19 protein-coding genes are annotated in these 19,754 nt (G+C 66.2%); 10 read left to right on the forward strand and 9 right to left on the reverse strand.

Annotated elements, in window-relative coordinates; all coding sequences use genetic code 11:
• Positions 1-263 precede the first annotated feature (263 nt).
• From plsY to KO516_RS01180, 4 genes are all read right to left on the reverse strand, one after another.
• A complete protein-coding gene (plsY, locus tag KO516_RS01165; protein WP_216001971.1) occupies positions 264-872 on the reverse strand; it encodes a glycerol-3-phosphate 1-O-acyltransferase PlsY in 609 nt (202 codons plus the stop codon).
• Positions 873-875: 3 nt separating this feature from the next.
• Entirely contained in the window at positions 876-2,156 is a 1,281-nt protein-coding gene (gene pyrC / locus KO516_RS01170; protein WP_216001972.1) for a dihydroorotase, read from the reverse strand.
• Between the two features lie 141 nt (positions 2,157-2,297).
• On the reverse strand, positions 2,298-2,843 hold the full coding sequence (locus KO516_RS01175; protein WP_216001973.1) for an aspartate carbamoyltransferase catalytic subunit: 546 nt from the start codon (positions 2,841-2,843) through the stop codon (positions 2,298-2,300).
• Complete coding sequence (locus KO516_RS01180) at positions 2,840-3,790, reverse strand: aspartate carbamoyltransferase catalytic subunit (protein ID WP_216001974.1); 951 nt, start codon at positions 3,788-3,790, stop codon at positions 2,840-2,842. The genes KO516_RS01175 and KO516_RS01180 overlap by 4 nt, the downstream gene beginning before the upstream one ends.
• A 151-nt stretch (positions 3,791-3,941) precedes the next feature.
• On the opposite strand from KO516_RS01180, the gene KO516_RS01185 reads away from it, so the two are divergent.
• The 5 genes from KO516_RS01185 (at position 3,942) to KO516_RS01205 (ending at position 10,725) form a co-directional block, all read left to right on the forward strand.
• Complete coding sequence (locus tag KO516_RS01185) at positions 3,942-4,727, forward strand: uracil-DNA glycosylase family protein (protein ID WP_216001975.1); 786 nt, start codon at positions 3,942-3,944, stop codon at positions 4,725-4,727.
• On the forward strand, positions 4,724-5,254 hold the full coding sequence (locus tag KO516_RS01190) for a hypothetical protein (protein ID WP_216001976.1): 531 nt from the start codon (positions 4,724-4,726) through the stop codon (positions 5,252-5,254). Before KO516_RS01185 ends, KO516_RS01190 begins: the two co-directional genes overlap by 4 nt.
• Positions 5,255-5,258: 4 nt before the next feature.
• Positions 5,259-5,801 carry a molybdenum cofactor biosynthesis protein B gene (gene moaB / locus KO516_RS01195; RefSeq protein WP_216001977.1) on the forward strand — a complete coding sequence of 181 codons (543 nt, stop codon included), beginning with the start codon at positions 5,259-5,261 and terminating at the stop codon, positions 5,799-5,801.
• A 95-nt stretch (positions 5,802-5,896) separates the two neighbouring features.
• On the forward strand, positions 5,897-7,342 hold the full coding sequence (locus tag KO516_RS01200; protein ID WP_216001978.1) for an efflux RND transporter periplasmic adaptor subunit: 1,446 nt from the start codon (positions 5,897-5,899) through the stop codon (positions 7,340-7,342).
• Between the two features lie 2 nt (positions 7,343-7,344).
• Entirely contained in the window at positions 7,345-10,725 is a 3,381-nt protein-coding gene (locus KO516_RS01205; RefSeq protein WP_216001979.1) for an efflux RND transporter permease subunit, read from the forward strand.
• Here KO516_RS01205 and KO516_RS01210 read toward each other — a convergent pair.
• Positions 10,722-11,504 (reverse strand): protein-disulfide reductase DsbD domain-containing protein, encoded by a 783-nt coding sequence (locus KO516_RS01210; RefSeq protein ID WP_216001980.1) that lies wholly within the window; start codon positions 11,502-11,504, stop codon positions 10,722-10,724. The two genes, KO516_RS01205 and KO516_RS01210, sit on opposite strands and share 4 nt — an antisense overlap.
• 151 nt (positions 11,505-11,655) lie before the next feature.
• Here KO516_RS01210 and KO516_RS01215 point away from each other — a divergent pair, with 151 nt between their 5' ends.
• Positions 11,656-12,231: a YqgE/AlgH family protein gene (locus KO516_RS01215; RefSeq protein WP_216001981.1), complete on the forward strand. Its 576-nt coding sequence runs from the start codon at positions 11,656-11,658 to the stop codon at positions 12,229-12,231.
• 25 nt (positions 12,232-12,256) lie between these two features.
• Here the strand turns inward: KO516_RS01215 and KO516_RS01220 are convergent, their stop codons facing one another.
• Positions 12,257-13,204, reverse strand: a complete 948-nt coding sequence (locus KO516_RS01220; RefSeq protein WP_216001982.1) for an L-threonylcarbamoyladenylate synthase — start codon at positions 13,202-13,204, stop codon at positions 12,257-12,259.
• A 119-nt stretch (positions 13,205-13,323) separates the two neighbouring features.
• Between KO516_RS01220 and KO516_RS01225 the strand changes: the two genes are divergently transcribed.
• From KO516_RS01225 to KO516_RS01240, 4 genes are all read left to right on the forward strand, one after another.
• The gene (locus KO516_RS01225; RefSeq protein ID WP_216001983.1) at positions 13,324-15,024 is read left to right on the forward strand and encodes an acyl-CoA dehydrogenase; all 1,701 of its coding nucleotides are present in this window, start codon (positions 13,324-13,326) and stop codon (positions 15,022-15,024) included.
• Positions 15,025-15,048: 24 nt separating this feature from the next.
• Entirely contained in the window at positions 15,049-16,068 is a 1,020-nt protein-coding gene (locus KO516_RS01230; protein WP_216001984.1) for an MBL fold metallo-hydrolase, read from the forward strand.
• 102 nt (positions 16,069-16,170) lie between these two features.
• Positions 16,171-16,305 (forward strand): aa3-type cytochrome c oxidase subunit IV, encoded by a 135-nt coding sequence (locus KO516_RS01235; protein WP_216001985.1) that lies wholly within the window; start codon positions 16,171-16,173, stop codon positions 16,303-16,305.
• A 78-nt stretch (positions 16,306-16,383) separates the two neighbouring features.
• Positions 16,384-17,040, forward strand: coding sequence for a hypothetical protein (locus tag KO516_RS01240; RefSeq protein WP_216001986.1), 657 nt, complete (start codon positions 16,384-16,386; stop codon positions 17,038-17,040).
• Here the strand turns inward: KO516_RS01240 and KO516_RS01245 are convergent, their stop codons facing one another.
• The 3 genes from KO516_RS01245 to KO516_RS01255 all read right to left on the reverse strand — a co-directional run bounded on the left by KO516_RS01245 (position 17,041) and on the right by KO516_RS01255 (position 19,751).
• The gene (locus KO516_RS01245; RefSeq protein ID WP_216001987.1) at positions 17,041-17,361 is read right to left on the reverse strand and encodes an AzlD domain-containing protein; all 321 of its coding nucleotides are present in this window, start codon (positions 17,359-17,361) and stop codon (positions 17,041-17,043) included. It lies immediately after the preceding gene.
• Positions 17,358-18,065, reverse strand: a complete 708-nt coding sequence (locus tag KO516_RS01250; RefSeq protein WP_216001988.1) for an AzlC family ABC transporter permease — start codon at positions 18,063-18,065, stop codon at positions 17,358-17,360. The genes KO516_RS01245 and KO516_RS01250 overlap by 4 nt, the downstream gene beginning before the upstream one ends.
• 198 nt (positions 18,066-18,263) lie before the next feature.
• Positions 18,264-19,751, reverse strand: coding sequence for a phospholipase D family protein (locus KO516_RS01255; RefSeq protein ID WP_216001989.1), 1,488 nt, complete (start codon positions 19,749-19,751; stop codon positions 18,264-18,266).
• Positions 19,752-19,754: the final 3 nt, after the last annotated feature.

Here is a 19,754-nt window from a genome sequence, read left to right on the forward strand (position 1 = left end):
GAAAATGTGGCGTGACGGCGGCTGACCTGACCAAGCTGGGCAGGGGCGCGATCTGTCTCAAGGGCTGGCCCGCAGTGTCGAGCTACCGCTGGCACGCTGTGCCGTAAGGCGCTTTATGACCTGCGTGATGGCGCAAGGATGCATCGCGAACAGCTGCGCTTTTCCGCTCGCCAGCCATTCAGAAAGGGCCCACGCAAGCGTGATCAAGCAGCTCAGGTTTCATCGTGCCAAGGCCGGGAGGGCGCTGTCCGGGAACGGCTGGTCTAGTTCTTGCCGATCTTCGGTTCGATGCCCTTGCGCAGGCGGGAGATGTTCTCGCGGTGGCGCCAGAGGATCAGGGCCGTCAAGGCGATGGTCAGTGCCGTCATGTCATATTCACGCAGCAGGATCATCCACGCGGTCGACAGCACCGCCGCGACCAGTGCGCTCAGCGACGAAATCCGCCCCATCACCGCCGCCGCCAGCCAGGTGGCGCAGCTCATCAGGCCGACCGGCCAGCTCAGCGCGAGGATCAGCCCGAGGAAGGTCGCAACCCCCTTACCGCCCTTGAACTTCAGCCATGCGGGGTAGCAATGGCCCAGAAAGGCGGCGAACCCGGCCAGCTGCGCCGCGTCTTCCGCCGCCAGCCAGCGCGCCAGCAGCACCGCCACCGCGCCCTTGCCGCCATCGAGGAGCAGCGTTCCCGCCGCCGCCGCCTTGTTGCCGGTGCGCAGTACGTTGGTCGCACCGATGTTGCCCGAGCCGATCTTGCGCAGATCGCCAAGCCCCATGGCGCTGCTCAGCAGGATGCCGAAGGGGATCGACCCCAGCAGATAGCCCAGCACGGCCCAAAGGGCGAGCACGGCGGGCGTCGAGGTGATCTCGGGCAGCATGGGTCAGCTCCGGTAGACGGGTTTGCCGGCGACGAAGGTCGCCAGCACCTTGCCCTGAAGTCGGGCACTGTCGAAAGGGGTATTCTTTGATTTCGACTGAAGCTTGAAGCGATCCAGCACAAAAGGTTTGTCGGGGTCGAACAGCACCAGATCTGCGGGCGCGCTCCTTGCCATGCGCCCCGAGTCCAGCCCCAGCCGTTTCGCCGGGTTCAGCGACAGCGCGCGGAACAGGGTCGGCAGGTCAAGCTCGCCCGAATGGTAGAGCCGCAGCAGCACCGGCAGCATGGTCTCAAGCCCCACTGCGCCGCTGGCGGCTTCTTCAAAGGGCAGGCGCTTGGATTCCTCGTCTTGCGGGGTGTGAAAGCTGCCGATGATGTCGATCAGGCCGCTGCGCAGCGCCTCGACCGTGGCCTGCCGGTCGTCTTCGCAGCGCAGCGGCGGCTTGACCTTGAAGAAGGTGCGGTAGTCGGCCACGTCCATGTCGTTGAGCGTCAGGTGATGCATCGAGGTGCCCGCCGTGACATCCAGCCCGTTGGCGCGGGCACGTTCCAGCGGGGGCAGGGCGCGCGCGGTGGTGATCTGGTCGGCGTGATAGCGCACGCCGGTCATCTCGACGAGCGCGAGATCACGATCAAGACCCATGCGTTCGGCCATCGGCGACACGGTGGGCAGGCCGCGCAGGGTGGCGAACTTGCCGCTGGTGGCCGCGGCACCTTGCGACAGGCCCGGCTCTTGCGGGTGGCAGAGCACCAGCGCGCCAAGGCTGCGGGCATAGCTCATGGCGCGGCTGAGCACCTTGGTATCGGTGCAGACATGGTCGCAATCGGTAAATGCGACGGCCCCGGCATCCAGCAGAAAGCCGATTTCGGTCATTTCGCGGCCCAGACGGCCCTTGGTCAGCGCGGCCATCGGCAGCACGTTGACCAGCGCGTCGTCCTTGGCGCGGTCCTTGATGAATTCCAGCACCTCGGGGGTGTCGATGGGTTGGGCGGTGTCGGGGCGGGTGACCATGGTGGTCACGCCTCCGGCGGCGGCGGCCAGCCCGGCGGACTTGTAGCTTTCCTTGTGGCGCTCGCCCGGCTCGCCGACCTTGACGCCGATGTCGATGATGCCAGGGGCAAGAAACGCCTCATCCGCGTCGATGCGGGTGGCGTCGATGGCTTCGGGGAAGGGCGTCTCGAACAGCTCGGCGATAAGGCCATCCTTGAGCAGGACGGCGCCGGGGCGGATGCTGCCCGCCTCGGGATCGACGAGGCGCGCGTTGGTGATAAGCGTGGCGGTCATGGGGCAGTGTCCATCGTCGGGTCTGGCACGGGGCGGCGTTTTGGCTTGATCCGTGAGTATGCGAGCAAGGAGGGAAGGAAAAGGGTCATGCGCCGCTGCCTCGGGCTATCCGGTCGGCAGCGCGGCTGGGCAAATGGCGGATCATGAGATCTGCGCCAGCGTGCCCGCGATCAGCACCACCAGCAGGGCGATGGCGATCAGCGTGATATACATGGCCCGGCGGCTGCCTGGACGGGCGTCGTCGCTTGCCGGATCGGCGCTGCGCCATGCCGCCTTGCTGCGCAGGGCGGGGCCGCGCGGACGCGGGGCGGCCTCGGCAAAGGTGGCGACCCAGCGCAGCGGCGCCGCGATGGTCAGCTCTTGGCTGGCATGATCGAACGCCTGACTCGGCAGCACCACGACATGGCCCCGGAGCGCATCGATGCGCGGCTTCATGTCGCCAAGTTCCGCCTCGGGGATGGCGTAGGCGCTGCGCAGATACTCCGACAGGGCCATGTCGCCAAGATCTTCGATATTGACCACATCGACAAAGGCCGGGCGCAGCTGCGCCGCGCCAAGCCCGTATTTCAGCGGGTATTCCCCGGTGCCTGCCTGCGTGGTGAAGCGTTCCACCGCCTGCGGCGGCAGGTCGAGGTGAAACAGCCGGACAACCCCTGTTTCCGAGCCGTTCACCTGCATCTTGGTCATGCCGACAGCTCCGTCGGACGGGCGCGCAGGTTGCGGGCGAGCAGATCCATGCAGGCCATGCGCACCGCGACGCCCATTTCCACCTGTTCCTGAATGACCGAGCGGTTGATGTCGTCGGCCAGCGTGCCGTCGATCTCGACCCCGCGGTTCATCGGGCCGGGGTGCATGACGATGGCGTCGGGCTTGGCGACGCTCAGCTTTTCGGCGTCGAGGCCGAAGCGGTGATAATACTCGCGCTCGGACGGGATGAAGCCGCCGTCCATGCGCTCTTTTTGCAGGCGCAGCATCATCACCACGTCGGCGTCGGCAAGGCCTTCGCGCATGTCCTCGTAGATCTCGACGCCGAAGTCCTTCAGCACCGGCGGCACCAGCGTGGTGGGGCCGACTAGGCGGATGCGGTTTTCCATCTTGTGCAGCAGCAGGATGTTGCTGCGGGCCACGCGCGAATGGGCAATATCGCCGCAGATCGCGATGTTGAGCCGGTGCAGACGCCCCTTGGCACGGCGGATGGTCAGCGCATCCAAAAGCGCCTGCGTGGGGTGTTCGTGCCGCCCGTCACCGGCATTCAGCACGGCGCAGTTGACCTTTTGCGCCAGCAGGTCCACCGCGCCTGAATGCGGGTGGCGCACCACCAGAAGATCGGGGTGCATGGCGTTCAGCGTCAGCGCCGTGTCGATCAGCGTCTCGCCTTTCTTGATGGAGCTGGCCTGCATCGACATGTTCATCACATCCGCGCCCAGCCGCTTACCCGCGATCTCGAAGCTGGCCTGCGTGCGGGTGGAGTTTTCAAAGAACATGTTGATCTGGGTCAGGCCCGCCAGCGCGCTCGAATGCTTTTCGCGGCGGCGTGACAGCGTCACGTATTGCTCGGCAAGATCGAGGATGGTGGTGATCTCGTCGGGGCGCAGGGGCTCGATGCCCAGAAGGTGACGCTGGTCGAAACGCATGTGGGGGCTCCTGTCGGTCTTGCAGCGGTTATAGAAAGACGGCGGCGGCGCGACAAGGGTCGGCCGAGACTGGCCGCATTTGAATGAACTTGGCAAGGCACAAGCGATCTTGGCCATTTCCGGCGGCGCGGCAGGCGGATAGGATGGGCGCATGGATTCGGCATCGGACATGGATTGGCACGCGGCGCGGGCGGCGCTGGAATGGCAGCTAGAGCTGGGCGCCGATGAATGCATCGCCGACGCGCCCGTCGACCGCTTTGCCGCCGAGATCGAGGCGCGCGAAGCCAAGGCCGCGCCCGTGGTTGCCGCGCCGATGGCCGGACAGGTCGCGCCCGCCGTCGAGCAGGACCCGGTGCAGGAGGCAGAGCGCGCCGCCGCCGGGGCCGCCACGCTCGAGCAGCTGCGCGAGGCGATGGCGGCGTTCGATCTGTGCGATCTGCGCCATGGCGCCCGTAATCTGGTGTTCTGCGACGGGGTGCCGGGCGCAAAGGTGATGATCGTCGGCGAAGCGCCGGGGCGCGACGAGGACCGGCAGGGCAAGCCCTTTGTCGGGCGCGCGGGGCAATTGCTGGACAAGATGCTTGCCGCGATCGGGCTGTCGCGCAGCGAAAATGTCTATATCACCAATGTGCTGCCGTGGCGGCCTCCGCAAAACCGCGATCCGCGCCCCGCAGAAATCGCCATGATGAAGCCGTTTCTGGCGCGTCACATTGCGCTCGCCGATCCCGATCTGCTGCTGATCGTGGGCAATATCTCGTGCAACGCGCTGCTGGGCAAGACCGGCATCACCCGTCTGCGCGGCCATTGGGCCGAGGCCGAGGGCCGCCCCGCGATCCCGACCTTTCACCCCGCCTATCTGCTGCGCCAGCCGCAGGCCAAGCGCGAGGCATGGGCCGACATGCTGGCGCTGTCCGCCCGGCTGAGGGCACTGAAATGAGCGCGCTTCTGGCATTGGTGCTGCTGGCGGCTGAAAGCTTTGCCATCGATTACGGGCAGGTATTTCGCGACCATGCTGATGATATCATGGTGGCCGAACCGGGGGTGCTGCATCTGGAATTGCCGGGGCCGGTGATCCTTGAACGGCGCGGCAAGCGCTTCCACGCCGAGGATCAATCGGGCTGGGGGCCTGCGGGCTGCGCCATCGATCGCTTGTTTGTCGCCGGAGCGGCGGTGACCGCCTGCCCGGATATGTTCTCGCCCGAGCAGCGCGACCGCGTCGCCAGCCAGCTGATCCGGGGCGTGCAGTTCTTTGCGCTCAACACCGTGCCACAGATGAGCGAGACCGCCGCAACCGAGGCGATGCTGGGCGAACTGGCCCGCCGGCGCGATCGTCTGTCGTTGCTCTGCGTTCCGGGCGAGCCGGAACTGGCCTTTGCCGCCCATATCGCCGAGGATCAGTCCATCGCGCGCTTCGGCAAGATCTTTGCCGCGCCGCGACTGCCCGTTCTCGAACCATGCAGGTAATATCATGTCGCGCATCGACGACTCTAGGGATTTCATCGCGGTCCGTATCGCCGTTCTGACGGTCAGTGACACCCGCTCGCTGGCCGAGGATCGCTCTGGCGATACGCTGGTGCAGCGGCTGACCGACGCCGGGCATATCCTTGCCGCCCGTGACATCTGTACCGACGACCGCGCCCTGATCGCGGAGCGGCTGCGCGCCTGGGTGGCAGACCCGCAGATCGACGTGATCCTGTCGACCGGAGGCACCGGTCTGACCGGGCGCGATGTCACCGTCGAGGCGCATCGCGATGTCTATGAAAAGGAAATCGACGCTTTCGGCACGGTTTTCACCATCGTGTCGATGCAAAAGATCGGTACCAGCGCGGTGCAAAGCCGCGCCACCGGCGGCGTTGCCGGGGGCACCTATCTGTTTGCGCTGCCCGGCAGCACCGGCGCCTGCAAGGATGCATGGGACGAAATTCTGAGCCTTCAGCTCGATTACCGGCACCGTCCCTGCAATTTTGTCGAAATTTTTCCACGTCTGGACGAGCACAAGCGGCGGAAGTGACGCAATCGTGCGTATCAGTCAGGATGCACGACGCATCCTGAACAGATAGACTTTCGTGAATAGACACGCCGCCCCTTGCCGCAGGACGACGCCCCATGCGATTTCTTCGCCAGAGCCTTATCGGTTTGTTCCTTGTTTCCCTGACGCTTGGCCTGCTGGTCTGGGCGGGGGTGCTGGTGCAGGGGGCGGTGCAATCGCGGCTGAACGACACGCCGCGCATGCCGCAATCGCGCGAACGGGTGTTTGCGGTGAACGTGGTGCCGGTACAGTTCGAAACCGCAACCCCGGTGCTGACCGCCTTTGGCGAGGTGCAAAGCCGCCGCACGCTGGAATTGCGCACCGCCGTGGATGGCGTGCTGACCGATTTCGCGCCGCAATTCGTCGATGGCGGGCGGGTGGCGGCGGGCGCGCTGCTGGCCCGGATCGACCCTGCCGACATGCAGGCGGCGCTTGACAGCGCAGACAGCGATCTGGCCGACGCCGAGGCCGAACTGCACGAGGCACGCCGCGCCGTAGAGCTGGCCGCCGAGGCGCTGGCGGGAACCGAGGAACAGGCGCGGCTGCGCCAACAGGCGTTCGAGCGGCAACAGGATCTGGAACAGCGCAGCGTCGCCACTGCCGCGCAGGTCGAAGAGGCAGAGCTTGCCGCGTCGAGCGCGCGCCAGTCGGTGACCACGGCGCGCCAGTCTCTGGCCAGCGCCGAGGCGCGCGTCGATCAGGCGCAAACCGCGCTGGCCCGCGCCCGTATCGCCCGCGACGAGGCCCGGCGCCGCCTTGACGAAACCCGGATCTGGGCGCCCTTCGACGCCCAGCTGTCGGATGTGACCGTGGTCGCGGGTCGCCGGGTTTCGGCGAATGAGATGCTGGCCATGCTGGTCGATCCTGATGCGCTTGAAGTGGCATTTCGGGTCTCGGTGCAGCAATACGCACGGCTTCTGGGCGAGACGGGGAGCTTGGGCGACGCGCCGGTGCGCGTGGTGCAGGATCTGCAGGACGGGCAACTGGAAACCACCGGTCATCTCACCCGCGAAGGCGCGGCGGTGGGCGAGGGGCAGACCGGGCGGCAACTTTACGCGACGCTGGACCGGGCGGCGGGCTTTAAGCCCGGTGATTTCGTAACCGTGCAGGTGAGCGAGCCGCCGCTGCGCCGGGTGGCGCGCCTGCCCGCCACCGCGCTGGACGCGGCGGGCGAGGTGCTGGTGATCGGCGCCGGGGATCGGCTCGAGGCGCTGCCAGTGACGTTGCTGCGCCGACAGGGCGACGAGGTGCTGGTGCGCGGCGCGGCCATCGAGGGCCGCAGCGTTGTGGCGCAGCGCACCCCGCTGCTGGGCGCGGGCATCAAGGTGCGCCCGCTCAACGCCGAACCCGAACCCGAAGCGATGCTGGAGCTGGACGCCGAGCGCCGCGCGCGACTTGTCGCCTTTGTCGAGGCGAGTACCCGGATGCCCGCCGAAGCGCGCCAACGCATCCTTGGGCAGCTGGCGCAGGACAAGGTGCCTGCCTCGGTGGTGGCCCGGCTTGAAGAGCGGATGGGAAGCTGACGATGCGGCAGGTTTCTCCACGGATCTCGGGTCAGGCCTCTGGCATCCTGTCGTATTTCACCCGGCACCCAACGGTCGCCAACCTGCTGCTGGTGATCCTTGTCGCCGCGGGGCTGCTGGCGGTTCCCAACATGCGGGCGCAGTATTTCCCCGATGTGATCGACGATGACGTCACCGTCTCGGTGTCATGGGACGGGGCCGGGGCGAATGATGTCGACACCGGCATCGTGCAGGTGCTGGAACCGACGCTGCTGGCGGTCGAGGGGGTGGTGAATTCCGAAAGCCGCTCGACCGAGGGCAGCGCCCGCATCGAGCTGGAATTCGAACCGGGCTATGACATGATGAAGGCCGTCGACGATGTCGAAACCGCGGTCGATGCCATTACCACCCTGCCCGAGGATGCCGACGATCCGACCATCCGCACCGGCGGCTGGGCCGACCGGGTGACCGATGTGGTGATCTCGGGGCCGGTGGCGACCGACCAGCTGGCGCGGTTTGCCGATGAATTCGTGCTGCGCCTGTTCGCCGAGGGCGTGACGCGCACCACCACGCGAGGCCTTGCCGCACCGCGCATCGTCGCCGAGGTGCCGACGGTGAACCTTGTCGGCTACGACGTCAGCATGGACGAGATCGCCACCGCCATCGCCGGCGAGGTCGATGCCACGCCCGCCGGCGACGTGACCGGCGCCAATGCCCGCGTGCGCGCCGGGGTCGAAACCCGCACCGCCCGCGACATCGCCGCCATCGTGCTGCGCTCGCAACCCGATGGCACCAACCTGACCGTTGGCGATGTCGCCCATGTGCGCACCGAGGGCATCGACCGCGAGCGCAGCTATTTCGTCGGCGGCAACCCGGCGATCTCGATCCGGGTCGACCGCTCGGCAGAGGGCGATGCGATCAAGATCCAGCGCAGCGTCGAAGAGGTTGCCCGCGACTTTCAGGCGCAATTGCCCGAAGGCACCACCATCGAGCTGATCCGCACCCGGGCCGAGCAGATCACCGGGCGGCTTGATCTGCTGCTCGACAATGGCGCGATGGGGTTGCTGCTGGTGGTGCTGCTGCTGTTCCTGTTCCTTAACGCGCGCACCGCGATCTGGGTGGCGATGGGCATTCCAACCGCGATGCTGGCGGCGCTGGCGCTGATGTATGCCTCGGGGCTGACGATCAACATGATCTCGCTGTTTGCGCTGATCCTGACGCTGGGCATCGTGGTTGATGACGCCATCGTGGTGGGCGAGCACGCCGATCACATGTCGCGTCACGGGCTGGGGCCGATCGAGGCATCGGAAACCGCCGCGCGGCGCATGGCGCTGCCGGTGATCTCGTCGACGCTGACCACGGTGATCGCCTTTTTCGGGCTTGTCGTCATCGGCGGGCGCTTTGGCGATCTGATCAAGGACATTCCCTTCACGGTGATCGTGGTGCTGCTGGCCAGTCTGGTGGAATGCTTCCTGATCCTGCCGCATCACATGTCCCATGCCATCCGCGCCGCAGAGCGCCAGCATTGGTACGACTGGCCGTCGCGGCAGGTGAACCGGGGCTTCCGCTGGCTGCGAGAGACGCTGTTCCGGCCCTTCATGTGGGGCGTGGTGCGGGCGCGCTACGTGGTGCTGGCGGGGGCGCTGCTGGCGCTGGCGTCGCAGGCGGCGCTGTTCATCCAGGGCGATGTGCAATGGCGCTTTTTCAACGGGCCAGAGCAATCGTCGATCACCGGCAACTTTGCCATGGTGTCCAGCGCCACGCGTAGCGACACGCTGGCGCAGCTTCAGCTTCTGCAACAAAGCGTTGACGAAGTTGGGCGCGAGTACGAAGACCGGTACGGTCTTAATCCCATCACCTATGTTCTGGCCGAGATCGGCGGCACTGCCGGGCCGGGGCTGGCCGGGGCCGACAGCAAGGATGACGACCAGCTTGGCGCCATTTCGATCGAGATCATCGATGCCGACGACCGCCCTTATTCCAGCTTTGCGCTGGTCGAGGATTTGCAGCAGCGCATGTCGGCGCATCCCATGGTCGAGACCATCAGCTTTCGCGGCTGGCGCTCTGGCCCCGGCGGCGATGCGCTGGACGTGCAGTTCTACGGCGCAGATTCTGAAACGCTGAAAGCCGCCGCCGAGGATCTGAAAACCGCGCTTTTGCCGTTTCCCGAAGTGTCAGCTGTTGAGGACAACCTGTCCTACGACAAGGAAGAGCTGATCTTGCAACTGACCCCGCAAGGCGACGCGCTGGGCTTTACCATCGACGATCTCGGCACGGTGCTGCGCCAGCGCCTTGCCGGGATCGAAGCCGCGACCTTCCCCGATGGGCCACGCTCGGCCGAGGTGCGGGTCGAACTGCCCGACAGCGAGCAGACGGCGGATTTCCTTGAACGGATGCAGATGCGCACCCCCGATGGCGCCTATGTGCCGCTAGCCGATATCGTCAGCGTGTCGCGCCAGACCGGGTTCAGCACCATCCGGCGCGAAAACGGCATCCGGCTGATTTCCGTGACCGGCGATATTTCCGAAGACGATCCGCAGCGCGCCGCCGACATCATGCAGGCTCTGCGACAGCAGATCCTGCCGACCATCGCCTCCGAACGGCAGGTGGAATACCGCCTGTCGGGTCTTTCGGAACAAGAGGCGGAATTCCTTGGCGATGCGCGCACCGGGTTGATCCTTGTGCTGCTGGGCATCTACCTGACGCTGGCTTGGGTCTTTGCCAGCTGGACGCGGCCGCTGGTGGTGATGTCGGTGATCCCCTTCGGGCTGGTTGGGGCGGTCTACGGGCATTACCAGTGGGGCGTGCCGCTGAGCATGTTCACCGTGGTGGGCCTGCTGGGCATGACCGGGATCATCATCAACGATTCCATCGTGCTGGTGACGCAGATCGACGAATATGCCCCGGATCGCGGCATCTTTCAGGCTATCGTCGATGGTGCGGCAGACCGGCTGAGGCCGGTGTTCCTGACCACCGCAACCACGGTGATGGGCCTTGCGCCGCTGCTCTATGAACGTTCAAGCGATGCGCAGTTCCTCAAGCCGACGGTGATCACCCTGTGCTACGGGCTGGGCTTCGGCATGCTGCTGGTGCTGATGGTGGTGCCGGCGCTGATCGCGGTGCAACACGACATATCGTTGCGGGTCGGCGCGTTTCGCCACGGGCTGCGCTTTCGCCGCGCGGGCCTGCGCTGGGGCATCACGGCGGTGTTCGGCGTGGTGCTGGCATGGCTTGGCGCGACCATGGGCGCGGTGGCCATCGGCGCGCCGGGGGTGGTGCTGCCGATGCTGTCAGGGGCCGCGCCGTTGGCGGGCGCTTTCCTGAGCTTTGTCGCGGGGGTGGCCGCGCTGGTGGCGGTGCTTTGGCTGGGCAGCTTTGCGATACCGCGCAAGCCGCGAACCTAGCTGTCGCAGCCCTGAATATCGACGGCGTGATCTTTGCCCAGAACGGTGATCCGCACCCGCGAGCGATCCAGCATGATGGGCTTGCCCTCCATGTGCCGCAGCCGGGTTTCCGTCACCAGCGTGTTGCCAACGCGGCTGGTGGCGGGCTCTGACGCCCAGACCTCGGGCAGGCCCGGCTCGATGACCGCGTTTTCGGCGCCGCCGGAGGTGGGCATTTCGATTTCGGTGCGCAGGGTCAGACCGCCGCTGTCTGGGCGGATGGCGCAGTGCACCTTGCCCACTTGCGCCTCGCCCTTGGTAAAGGGCACTGAGGCCATCGCTGAGGCGATCATCGGGTCGGGCTTGGTTTGCGGTGGCAGCACCGCCGAAATATGCAGCGTGTGCGGCAGGCAGATATCTTTGCACAGGCCCAGTTGCATTTCGGTGGTCAGCCGGATGTCGCCATCGCTGCGCGGTCGGATGCGGATCGGCAGCACCAGCTCTTCCTCGTAGCCGATCGAGCGCATCCCCGATTGCCAGAACACTCGCGGCGTTGGCCAGATCACGCCAAGGTCTTTGACATTCTCGGACCCGGCCCAGTCGAACAGCGGCGGAATGCCCGCATCGCCGGGGGCGCGCCAATAGGTGTGCCAGCCCGGCGCAAGCGTCAGGTGCAGCGCCGCGACATGGTCACCATTGGGAAGACGCCAGCCCGGCCGCAGCTCTGCGGTGATCGGCTCTTCGGCGGCGAGGGGCGAGGCCAGCACGAGGCAGGCAGCAAGGGTCCGGGTAAATCTCATGCGCCACACATGCGGGGCGGCGAATGCTCCGTGCAAGTCACATCGCGGCGAGCGCGGGTGAGGCGATGCGAAGTGTTGCGCCTCGTCCCTTGTCAGCCTGCCCCTGCAGCGCCATGTTGAAGGGGCAGCCAAGGCCTACGGAAAGGACCCCATGGACATCACTTCGGACGCATCGGACCTGACGGGCAAAATGCTTATCGCCATGCCAGCCATGGGAGATTCGCGTTTCGACCACGCGGTGATCTACGTATGCGCCCATTCCGACGAGGGCGCGATGGGGCTGATCGTCAACAAGCCATCCGAAGACGTGACCATGGCGGCGCTGCTTGAACAGCTGTCGATGGAGCCCGCGCCGGGGCTTGAGTTACGGCAAGTGCATTTTGGCGGCCCGGTCGAGATGGGCCGCGGCTTTGTTCTGCATTCGCCCGATTACAAGTCGGGGCTGACCACGCTGGAGGTCGATGATTCGTTTTACATGACCGGCACGCTCGACGTGCTGGAAGGCATCGCCAAAGAGGACGGGCCACGCCACTGGATGGCGATGCTGGGCTATGCGGGCTGGGGGCCGGGGCAGCTGGAATCGGAACTGGCGCAGAACGCCTGGCTGGTCTGCGATGCCTCGCCCGAACTGGTTTTTGGCACCGCCGATCCGTCAAAATGGGAGGCGGCGCTGAACTCTATGGGTATTCCGGCGCATCTGTTGTCCGCCGAGGGCGGCACGGCCTGATACCGCTGCTCGCCAACGGCGCCGCCTAGTCCCTTGGGGCGGCGGCGCGGCTCAGCCGGTCGTTGATCGCCACGCCAAGGCCGACGTGGGGCACCGGCATCACCGCGATGCGGCTCGCGCCGGTGGCGTCCAGCCGGTAGAGATATTCGAACAGGTTCGCCGCCGCCTCGATCAGATCGCCGCCGGGCGAGAGGTTGAGATCGCAGCTTTCCGCCGGGCCAAAGGCCAGCCGCGCCTCGCCCGGCTGCCAATCCATCGCGTTCAGCCGTACGTGGGCGTTTGGCGCGTAATGCGAGCTCATCTGGCCGGGGGCCGAGATCTGGTCTGTGTCCTTGCGTTCCACCACCGGGCGGCCAAGCAGCTCGGTCAGGGCCTCGGCGGTGATGCGACCGGGGCGCAGCAGGCGCGGTCTTGGCGCAAGCCCGAGGATGGTCGATTCCAGCCCGACGTCGCAGGCCCCGCCATCCAGTACCGCGTCGATGCGCCCGTCCAGCGTTTCCAGAACATGCGCCGCCCGCGTCGGGCTGATCCGACCCGAGCGGTTCGCCGACGGGGCCGCCACCGGCACCTCTGCCAGTTCCAGCAAGGCGCGCGCCACCGGGTTTGCGGGCATGCGTACCGCCAGCGTGTCCAGCCCCGCCGTCACCAGCTTTGACAGCTTGGCGCCCGCGCGCAGCGGCAGCACCAGCGTCAGCGGCCCCGGCCACAGCGCATCGGCCACGCGCTGCGCCATGTCCGGCCATTCGACATATTCGCGCACCGCCTCCAGCGAGGCGAAATGCACGATCAGCGGGTTGAAGCTGGGCCGGCCCTTTGCGGCAAAGATCCCCGCCACCGCGCGATCGTCCAGCGCGTTGCCGCCAAGGCCGTAAACTGTCTCGGTCGGGAAGGCGACAAGCTTGCCGTTGCGCAGCAGCGTGGCGGCGGTGGCAAGCCCGTCGGGCGATGCGTCAAGGCGAAGAGTATCGGTCATGGGGTATGACGCCGCGTTCTTGTTGCCGATGGGGGCAGGATGGCTAGGCTCCGGCCCCGAAGGATGCCGCCCTGACTAGCCGAGCGCCGCCGCCTTGCCAACCGCGATTGGAGCCCATGATGCCGTACCGTGCCCCCGTTACCGAATTCTCGTTCCTGATGGACGAGATCGTGGATTTTTCAGCGGTGCAGGAGACGGAGCGCTTCGCCGAGGCCAGCACCGACATGGTTCACGCGGTGCTGACCGAAGCCGCCAAGCTGAGCGACGAGGTGATGGCCCCGCTGCAACGTGCTGGCGATCTGACCCCGGCGCGGCTGGAAAACGGCGTGGTGCGCGCCTCTCCGGGGTTTGCCGAGGGCTATCGCGCCATTGCCGAGGGTGGCTGGGTGGCGATCACCGCCGATCCCGAGCACGGCGGCATGGGCCTGCCACTGACCGTGGCGACGGCGGTGAACGAGATGATGGCCGGGGCCTGCCTGTCGCTGCAGCTCAACCCGCTGCTGACCCAAGGGCAGATCGAGGCGCTGGAACATCACGCCGACGATGCGATGAAGGCGCTGTACCTGCCAAAGCTGATTTCGGGCGAGTGGACCGGCACCATGAACCTGACCGAACCGCAGGCGGGGTCCGATGTGGGCGCGCTGTCGTCCAAGGCCGAAGAGAGAGGCGATGGTACCTATACCATCACCGGGCAAAAGATCTACATTTCATGGGGCGATACGGATTTCGCCGACAATGTCTGCCATCTGGTGCTGGCGCGGCTGCCCGGTGCGCCGGCGGGCACGCGGGGCATCAGCCTGTTCATGGTGCCCAAATACATCCCCGATGCCGATGGCAATCCGGGGGTGGCCAACAGCCTCAAGGTTGTCAGCCTTGAACACAAGATGGGTCTGCATGGCTCTCCGACCTGCGTGATGAGCTATGAGGGCGCGACCGGCTGGATCGTCGGCGCGCCGGGGGGCGGGATGAAGGCGATGTTCACCATGATGAACAACGCCCGGCTGGGCGTCGGCGGGCAGGGCGTGGGCGCGGCGGAAGGCGCCTATCAGCACGCGCTGGCCTTTGCGAATGAGCGCAAGCAGGGCAAGTCCCCCGAGGGCACCATCATCGGCCACGCCGATGTGCGCCGGATGCTGGCCACGATGAAGGCCGAGATCTTTGCCGCCCGCGCCATTGAACTCGATTGTGCGCTGTCCATCGACATGGGGTGCGCGACACCCGCGCCCGAATGGCAGGCCCGCGCCGCCTTTCTGACCCCCATTGCCAAGGCATTTGGCACCGATATCGGCTGCGCCGTGGCAGACATGGGCGTGCAGGTGCATGGCGGCATGGGCTATGTCGAGGAATCCGGCGCGGCGCAATATTACCGCGACGTGCGGGTGACGGCGATCTACGAGGGCACCAACGGCATTCAGGCGATGGACATGGTGGGGCGCAAGCTGATGGATGGCGGCGATGCGGCGTATGGGTTGATCGACGAGATCGAAGCCGGGGTCGAAGCGGCCAAGGCCAGCCAGCCCGAGCTTGCCAATGCAATCTGGGAGGCAGCGGCGTCGTTGCGCGAAGCCACGGAATGGCTGGTCTCGCAGGAGATGACGGGGCGCTTCGCCACCGCCGTGCCCTATCTGCGGGCCTTTGCGCGGGTGCTGGGCGGACATTACCACCTGCGCGCGGCACTGGCAGACCCGGACGGGGCGCGCGCCCGTCTGGCGCGCTTCTACATCACGCGGCTGCTGCCCGAACATGCCAGCCTGTTGGCGCATGTGCGGGCTGGCGATACGACGCTGATGGCGATCACCCCCGACGACCTTGCCGCCTGAGCGCACCGGGCGTAGGCAGGCGGCATGATACGCAACGCCTTTGATGCCCCGCCAGAGCCCGGCACTGCCACCGAAATCGCCGAGGGCGTGCTGTGGATGCGCCTGCCGCTGCCGATGGTGCTCGATCACGTCAATGTCTACGCGCTTGACGATGGCGATGGCTGGACCATCGTCGACACCGGGCTGAATTCGAACCGCACCCGCGCGGCATGGGAGGCGCTGCTGGCCGGGCCGTTGCAGGGCAAGCCGGTGCACCGAGTGCTGCTGACCCATCACCACCCCGATCATGTCGGCCTTGTTGGGTGGTTCATGCAGCGCGGCGCCGAACTGGTCACCACCCGCACCGCGTGGCTGATGGCGCGGATGCTGCAACTGGACGCGCAAGACCGCCCCGGCCCCGAACAGCTGAGCTTTTGGCAACGCTGCGGTATGGCTCCCGCGATCCTGCACAAGCGCGCGCAGGAGCGGCCGTTCAACTTTGCCGATTGCACATGGCCGCTGCCGCTGGGCTTTACCCGTATCTCCGAAGGCGACGTGTTTCAGGCCGGCGGGCGCACATGGGACATTCGCATCGGCAATGGCCACGCGCCCGAACACGCCACGCTGTGGTCGCGCGATGACCATCTGGTGCTCAGCGGCGATCAGGTGATCTCGACCATCAGCTCCAACATCGGCGTCTATGCCACCGAGCCCGAGGCCGACCCCATCGCCGACTGGCTGGAAAGCTGCGAGCGGCTCAGCCTGTTTGCCCGGCCCGATCATCTTGCCCTGCCGGGGCACAAGCTGCCCTTTACCGGGATGCCGTTTCGCCTGCGCCAGCTGATCGACAACCATCATTCCGCGCTGGATCGTCTGCATGGCCACCTGTCCGAGCCGAAAGCCGCGACCGAGTGTTTTCCCGTGCTGTTCAAGCGCAGCATCGACGATGGGGCCTATGGTCTGGCCATGGTCGAGGCGATGGCGCATTGCCAGCACCTGTGGCTTACGGGGCGCGCATCGCGGCATTTGCGCGACGATGGGGCCTTTGTCTGGCAGGCGACCTAGCCGGGGGAAACAGCGCGGACAGATGCTTTTGCACAGGTGACAGGCGGCTGGATTCGCGCTACCTCTGTTCCCCGGGGGAGACCCGCCAAAGGAGGATCACACATGGCAGAACACCAACACGGCAGCATGGATATCACCGTGCAGGAAAAAACCTTTGCCGGGTTCATCAATTTCGTGATCAAGACGGTCGGCGTGATCTTCGTGATCGTGGTTCTGCTGGCGCTCTGGGGCGCCTGACGGGCCATTACCGCTTGTCCTGATCTGCTCGATGTGGAACCCCTGATCGCAAGGATCCTAAGGACGGAGCAGTGACGGATGATCTTTCGAGCCGTGGGCCTTTCGGTCCTCGTGGCGCTTGCACTTGCCGGGTGTACGACCCCCGGCAACCAGCGCCCCAATGCCACACCCGAGCAGATAGCGGCTGTCGCCTATCGCCATGATGGGCCGGCTGCGATCACGCTTTATACCATGATCAACAACAATACAGACGAGGGGGCGCATTCCTCGATCATGATCAACGCGCCCTCGCAGCGGGTCATCTTTGACCCGGCGGGTTCGGTGCGGGCCGACTACATCACCGAAGCCGACGATGTGCTGTACGGCATCACCCCCACCTTCGAGAGCTTCTATGAGCGTGCCCATGCCCGCACCACCTATCGCGTGCGGATTCAACGCGTAGAGGTGCCCCCCGAGGTCGCCGAACAGGCCCTGCGGCTGGCGATATCCAACGGCTCGGTAATGCAGTCGTACTGCGCAAAATCGACCTCTTCGATCCTTGCGCAATTGCCGGGTTTCGAAAGCATCAGCACGACGTGGTTCCCCAAGAAACTGGCAAGGCAATTCGGGCAACTTCCGGGCGTGAGCACCCGCGAGCTGCGCGAAGATGATGTCGATGACAAGTCGCTGGCCATCGCGCTGTTTCGCGAGCACCTGCAAAAGACTGGCCAGCCAGAGCCGGACGTCATCCAGTGATTACAGCCAGGCGCCGAGGATAAGAACCGCGGCGCCGGCCAGCATCGCCGCCAGCACGTTGCGCAGCAGCGTGGCGATGGCCAGCGTGACGGCAGCAGCGGCAAGGCGCAGCGGGTCGGTCTCGCCATCGGTGGCCACCGGCCAGACCACCAGCGGCATCACCAGCGCCGGCAACACCGACACGGCGGTATAGCGCAGGTGGCGCATGACGGCGGGGGGCAGGGCACGGTCGCCGATCAGGCCAAGAAACACGAAGCGCAGGGCAAAGCTGCCGATGCCCAGCCCGGCGATGATGATCCAGATCTGTGCGTGGTCGATCATGCCCTTGCCCCCGCGCGGCGTTCCACTTCGGCCCCGGCGGCCATGCCGAGCCCGGCGGCGACCAGCAGCCCGAGGTTCCACGGCAGGAAGGCAAAGATCAGCGATCCGATCGTGGCCGCCAGCGCCGCGGTGCGATGCGCGCCGGTGTTCAGCGCCGGGCCGATCATCGCGATAAAGGCGATGGGCATGGCGAAATCCAGCCCGGTATCGGTGGGGATCGCGGTGCCCAGCAGCGCCCCAACCAGCGTGAACACATACCACAGCGGCGCAAGCGGCGTGATCGCCCCAAGGAAAAAGGCGAACTTCTCGGCGGTGGTCATCGCCTTGTTGCGCTCGTATTCGATGATCGAGATGGCGTAATTCTGGTCGATGGTCAGATAGGCGGCCACCGCGCGTTTCCACAGCGGCATCTTGCCCAGATGCGGCGTCAGCGAGGCCGAATACATCGCCATCCGCAGGTTGACCGCCAGCGCCGAGGCCAGCACCACCAGCGTTGGCGCGTCATCGCGCAGCAGCTGTATCGCGGTGAACTGTGCCGCACCGGCGATCACCGCCACCGAAAAGCTGAGCGCCTCGATCACGCTCAGCCCCGCATCGACCGAGATCACCCCGAACAGCGTTGAAAACGGCACGATCACAAGGATAAAGGGCAGCCCGCCGCGCACGCCTCTCCAGTAGCTTGACTTGACGTCGCCGGGGGTCATCCTTGGTCTCCGAAACTCGTGCTCTGCGTGCAGCCCTAGCCAAGCGCGCGGCAAGATGCAAACCCTGCCTGCCTTGGATGCTGGCCGCGTCTTGAGGGGCGATTGGTCGGGCGGAACGACAGCGGCTCGTGGATTTCGGGCGTCTGCCTTCAGGCAGCCGGGTGTTGGCAGAGGTCGCCTTGAACGCGGCGCTTCAGCTTAGAACATGTCGGCCGGAAGCACCGGCACCGAGCGGGCGAATTTGCGTCCGCTCGCCATTGGATAGGGCAGGGCAAAACCCTCGCGGTCCTGCGGATCCTTGGCGGCATTGCTCAGCGCCGCCTGACGCCATGTGCGCGCCTGCGTGGTGCTGGCCCCGGCAATCGTCGGGCCAAGCCATTTTTTCGCCAGCCGCTCGCGGATCTCTTTGGCGGCATCCGGGCGGCGGAACATCACCGAGGCCTCGGTGTCCCAGCGCATCGAGCGCCCGTTGAGATTGGCCGAACCGACCATCCCGACCCGGTCATCGACCACGCAGACCTTGGAGTGAATGTAGATCGGCCCCGATTTCAGCACCTCCGCCTCGCCGTCCTTTGCGGGCACCGGCTGCGCGGGCGAGATCATCGCCAGCCGGTCGCCAAAGGCATGCGCCAGCCGGTTCGCCGCCTCGGTCTGAAGCGCGTGGGCGGCGCGGGCATCCCAGCCGACATCGCTGTCAAACAGCACCCGGTCCGCAGCGGGGGGCAGCACGATGATCAGCTGAAGCTCGGGCGCGCGTTTTGCGGCGCGCACCATGGCATCGACCAGCGGTCGATGACGCAGGAATTGCGTTTCGATATAGACGAAGTGCCGCGCCTCGCCCATCAGCTGGATCATCGCCCGTTCGTGTTCGGTGGCGATGGGCTTGGGGGCCAGTTGCACCGGGCCGCGGCGCGGCTCGGAGACGGTGCGCAGCAGGCGCAGATCGGCGGGCGGCTGGGGGCGGTGCGTGACATCCATGCGGTCGGCCTCGCCCAGCATGGCGGGGGTGCCGCAGTCCAGCGCGCGGTTCCATGTTTCGCAGAAATGCAGCCGCAGGGCGGCGGCATAATCGGCATCGTCGACCTGCATCGACACATCGTGCCATGTCTCGTCCGGGGGCTGATCGTGGCTGAAATCGTCCCAGCGTCGGTCATTCACGTCGAGTCCGCCGATGATGCAGCGCGTGCCATCGGCGACGGCGAATTTCTGATGCAGCGTCACCGGGCGCAGCAGGACCGGCCCCTTGATCAGCGTGCGCTGGATCGGGGTCAGCTCGGCCGGATCCCTGCTGTTCAGATCCTTTAGCTTTTCCCCGATCCGGGTGCGCATGATCCAGCGCCAGACCGGCCCGGCAAGCTGGCCATGCGGCGCGCAGAGGATCTGCACATCGCCCTTGACCGACTGCGCAAACCCGGTGGCCGATCGCCATGCCAGACGGTGCAGCGGTTCGGCAAAGACCGGGTCGAAATCCGCAAGGATCAGCCGGATCCTGACCCCTTTGCGTGCCACCTCGGTCAGCAGGTCGGCCCATGTGGTCATGCCCTGATCAAGGTGTTCGGGGCAATGCAGCTTGGTCCTTGGGTCGAGAATGCGGAACGACATCACTAGCTCCTGCGTCGCGCTCATGGCGAGGCGTTCGAGCGCGGGAAAGCCTTCGGAGGCGGTGATGAGGGAGGTCAGGGTCATGCG

This window comes from Citreicella sp. C3M06 (assembly GCF_018860705.1).
GTDB lineage: Bacteria > Pseudomonadota > Alphaproteobacteria > Rhodobacterales > Rhodobacteraceae > Salipiger.

Excerpts from the sequence above, each read along its gene's own strand:
- plsY (WP_216001971.1), bottom strand. The coding sequence starts at position 872 with ATGCTGCCCGAGATCACCTCGACGCCCGCCGTGCTCGCCCTTTGGGCC.
- pyrC (WP_216001972.1), bottom strand. The coding sequence starts at position 2,156 with ATGACCGCCACGCTTATCACCAACGCGCGCCTCGTCGATCCCGAGGCG.
- KO516_RS01220 (WP_216001982.1), bottom strand. The coding sequence starts at position 13,204 with ATGACCGATACTCTTCGCCTTGACGCATCGCCCGACGGGCTTGCCACC.
- KO516_RS01245 (WP_216001987.1), bottom strand. The coding sequence starts at position 17,361 with ATGATCGACCACGCACAGATCTGGATCATCATCGCCGGGCTGGGCATC.
- KO516_RS01240 (WP_216001986.1), top strand. The coding sequence starts at position 16,384 with ATGATCTTTCGAGCCGTGGGCCTTTCGGTCCTCGTGGCGCTTGCACTT.
- KO516_RS01215 (WP_216001981.1), top strand. The coding sequence starts at position 11,656 with ATGGACATCACTTCGGACGCATCGGACCTGACGGGCAAAATGCTTATC.
- KO516_RS01200 (WP_216001978.1), top strand. The coding sequence starts at position 5,897 with ATGCGATTTCTTCGCCAGAGCCTTATCGGTTTGTTCCTTGTTTCCCTG.
- KO516_RS01180 (WP_216001974.1), bottom strand. The coding sequence starts at position 3,790 with ATGCGTTTCGACCAGCGTCACCTTCTGGGCATCGAGCCCCTGCGCCCC.
- KO516_RS01205 (WP_216001979.1), top strand. The coding sequence starts at position 7,345 with ATGCGGCAGGTTTCTCCACGGATCTCGGGTCAGGCCTCTGGCATCCTG.
- KO516_RS01210 (WP_216001980.1), bottom strand. The coding sequence starts at position 11,504 with ATGAGATTTACCCGGACCCTTGCTGCCTGCCTCGTGCTGGCCTCGCCC.
- KO516_RS01255 (WP_216001989.1), bottom strand. The coding sequence starts at position 19,751 with ATGACCCTGACCTCCCTCATCACCGCCTCCGAAGGCTTTCCCGCGCTC.
- KO516_RS01175 (WP_216001973.1), bottom strand. The coding sequence starts at position 2,843 with ATGACCAAGATGCAGGTGAACGGCTCGGAAACAGGGGTTGTCCGGCTG.
- KO516_RS01190 (WP_216001976.1), top strand. The coding sequence starts at position 4,724 with ATGAGCGCGCTTCTGGCATTGGTGCTGCTGGCGGCTGAAAGCTTTGCC.
- KO516_RS01185 (WP_216001975.1), top strand. The coding sequence starts at position 3,942 with ATGGATTCGGCATCGGACATGGATTGGCACGCGGCGCGGGCGGCGCTG.
- KO516_RS01235 (WP_216001985.1), top strand. The coding sequence starts at position 16,171 with ATGGCAGAACACCAACACGGCAGCATGGATATCACCGTGCAGGAAAAA.
- KO516_RS01250 (WP_216001988.1), bottom strand. The coding sequence starts at position 18,065 with ATGACCCCCGGCGACGTCAAGTCAAGCTACTGGAGAGGCGTGCGCGGC.
- KO516_RS01225 (WP_216001983.1), top strand. The coding sequence starts at position 13,324 with ATGCCGTACCGTGCCCCCGTTACCGAATTCTCGTTCCTGATGGACGAG.
- moaB (WP_216001977.1), top strand. The coding sequence starts at position 5,259 with ATGTCGCGCATCGACGACTCTAGGGATTTCATCGCGGTCCGTATCGCC.
- KO516_RS01230 (WP_216001984.1), top strand. The coding sequence starts at position 15,049 with ATGATACGCAACGCCTTTGATGCCCCGCCAGAGCCCGGCACTGCCACC.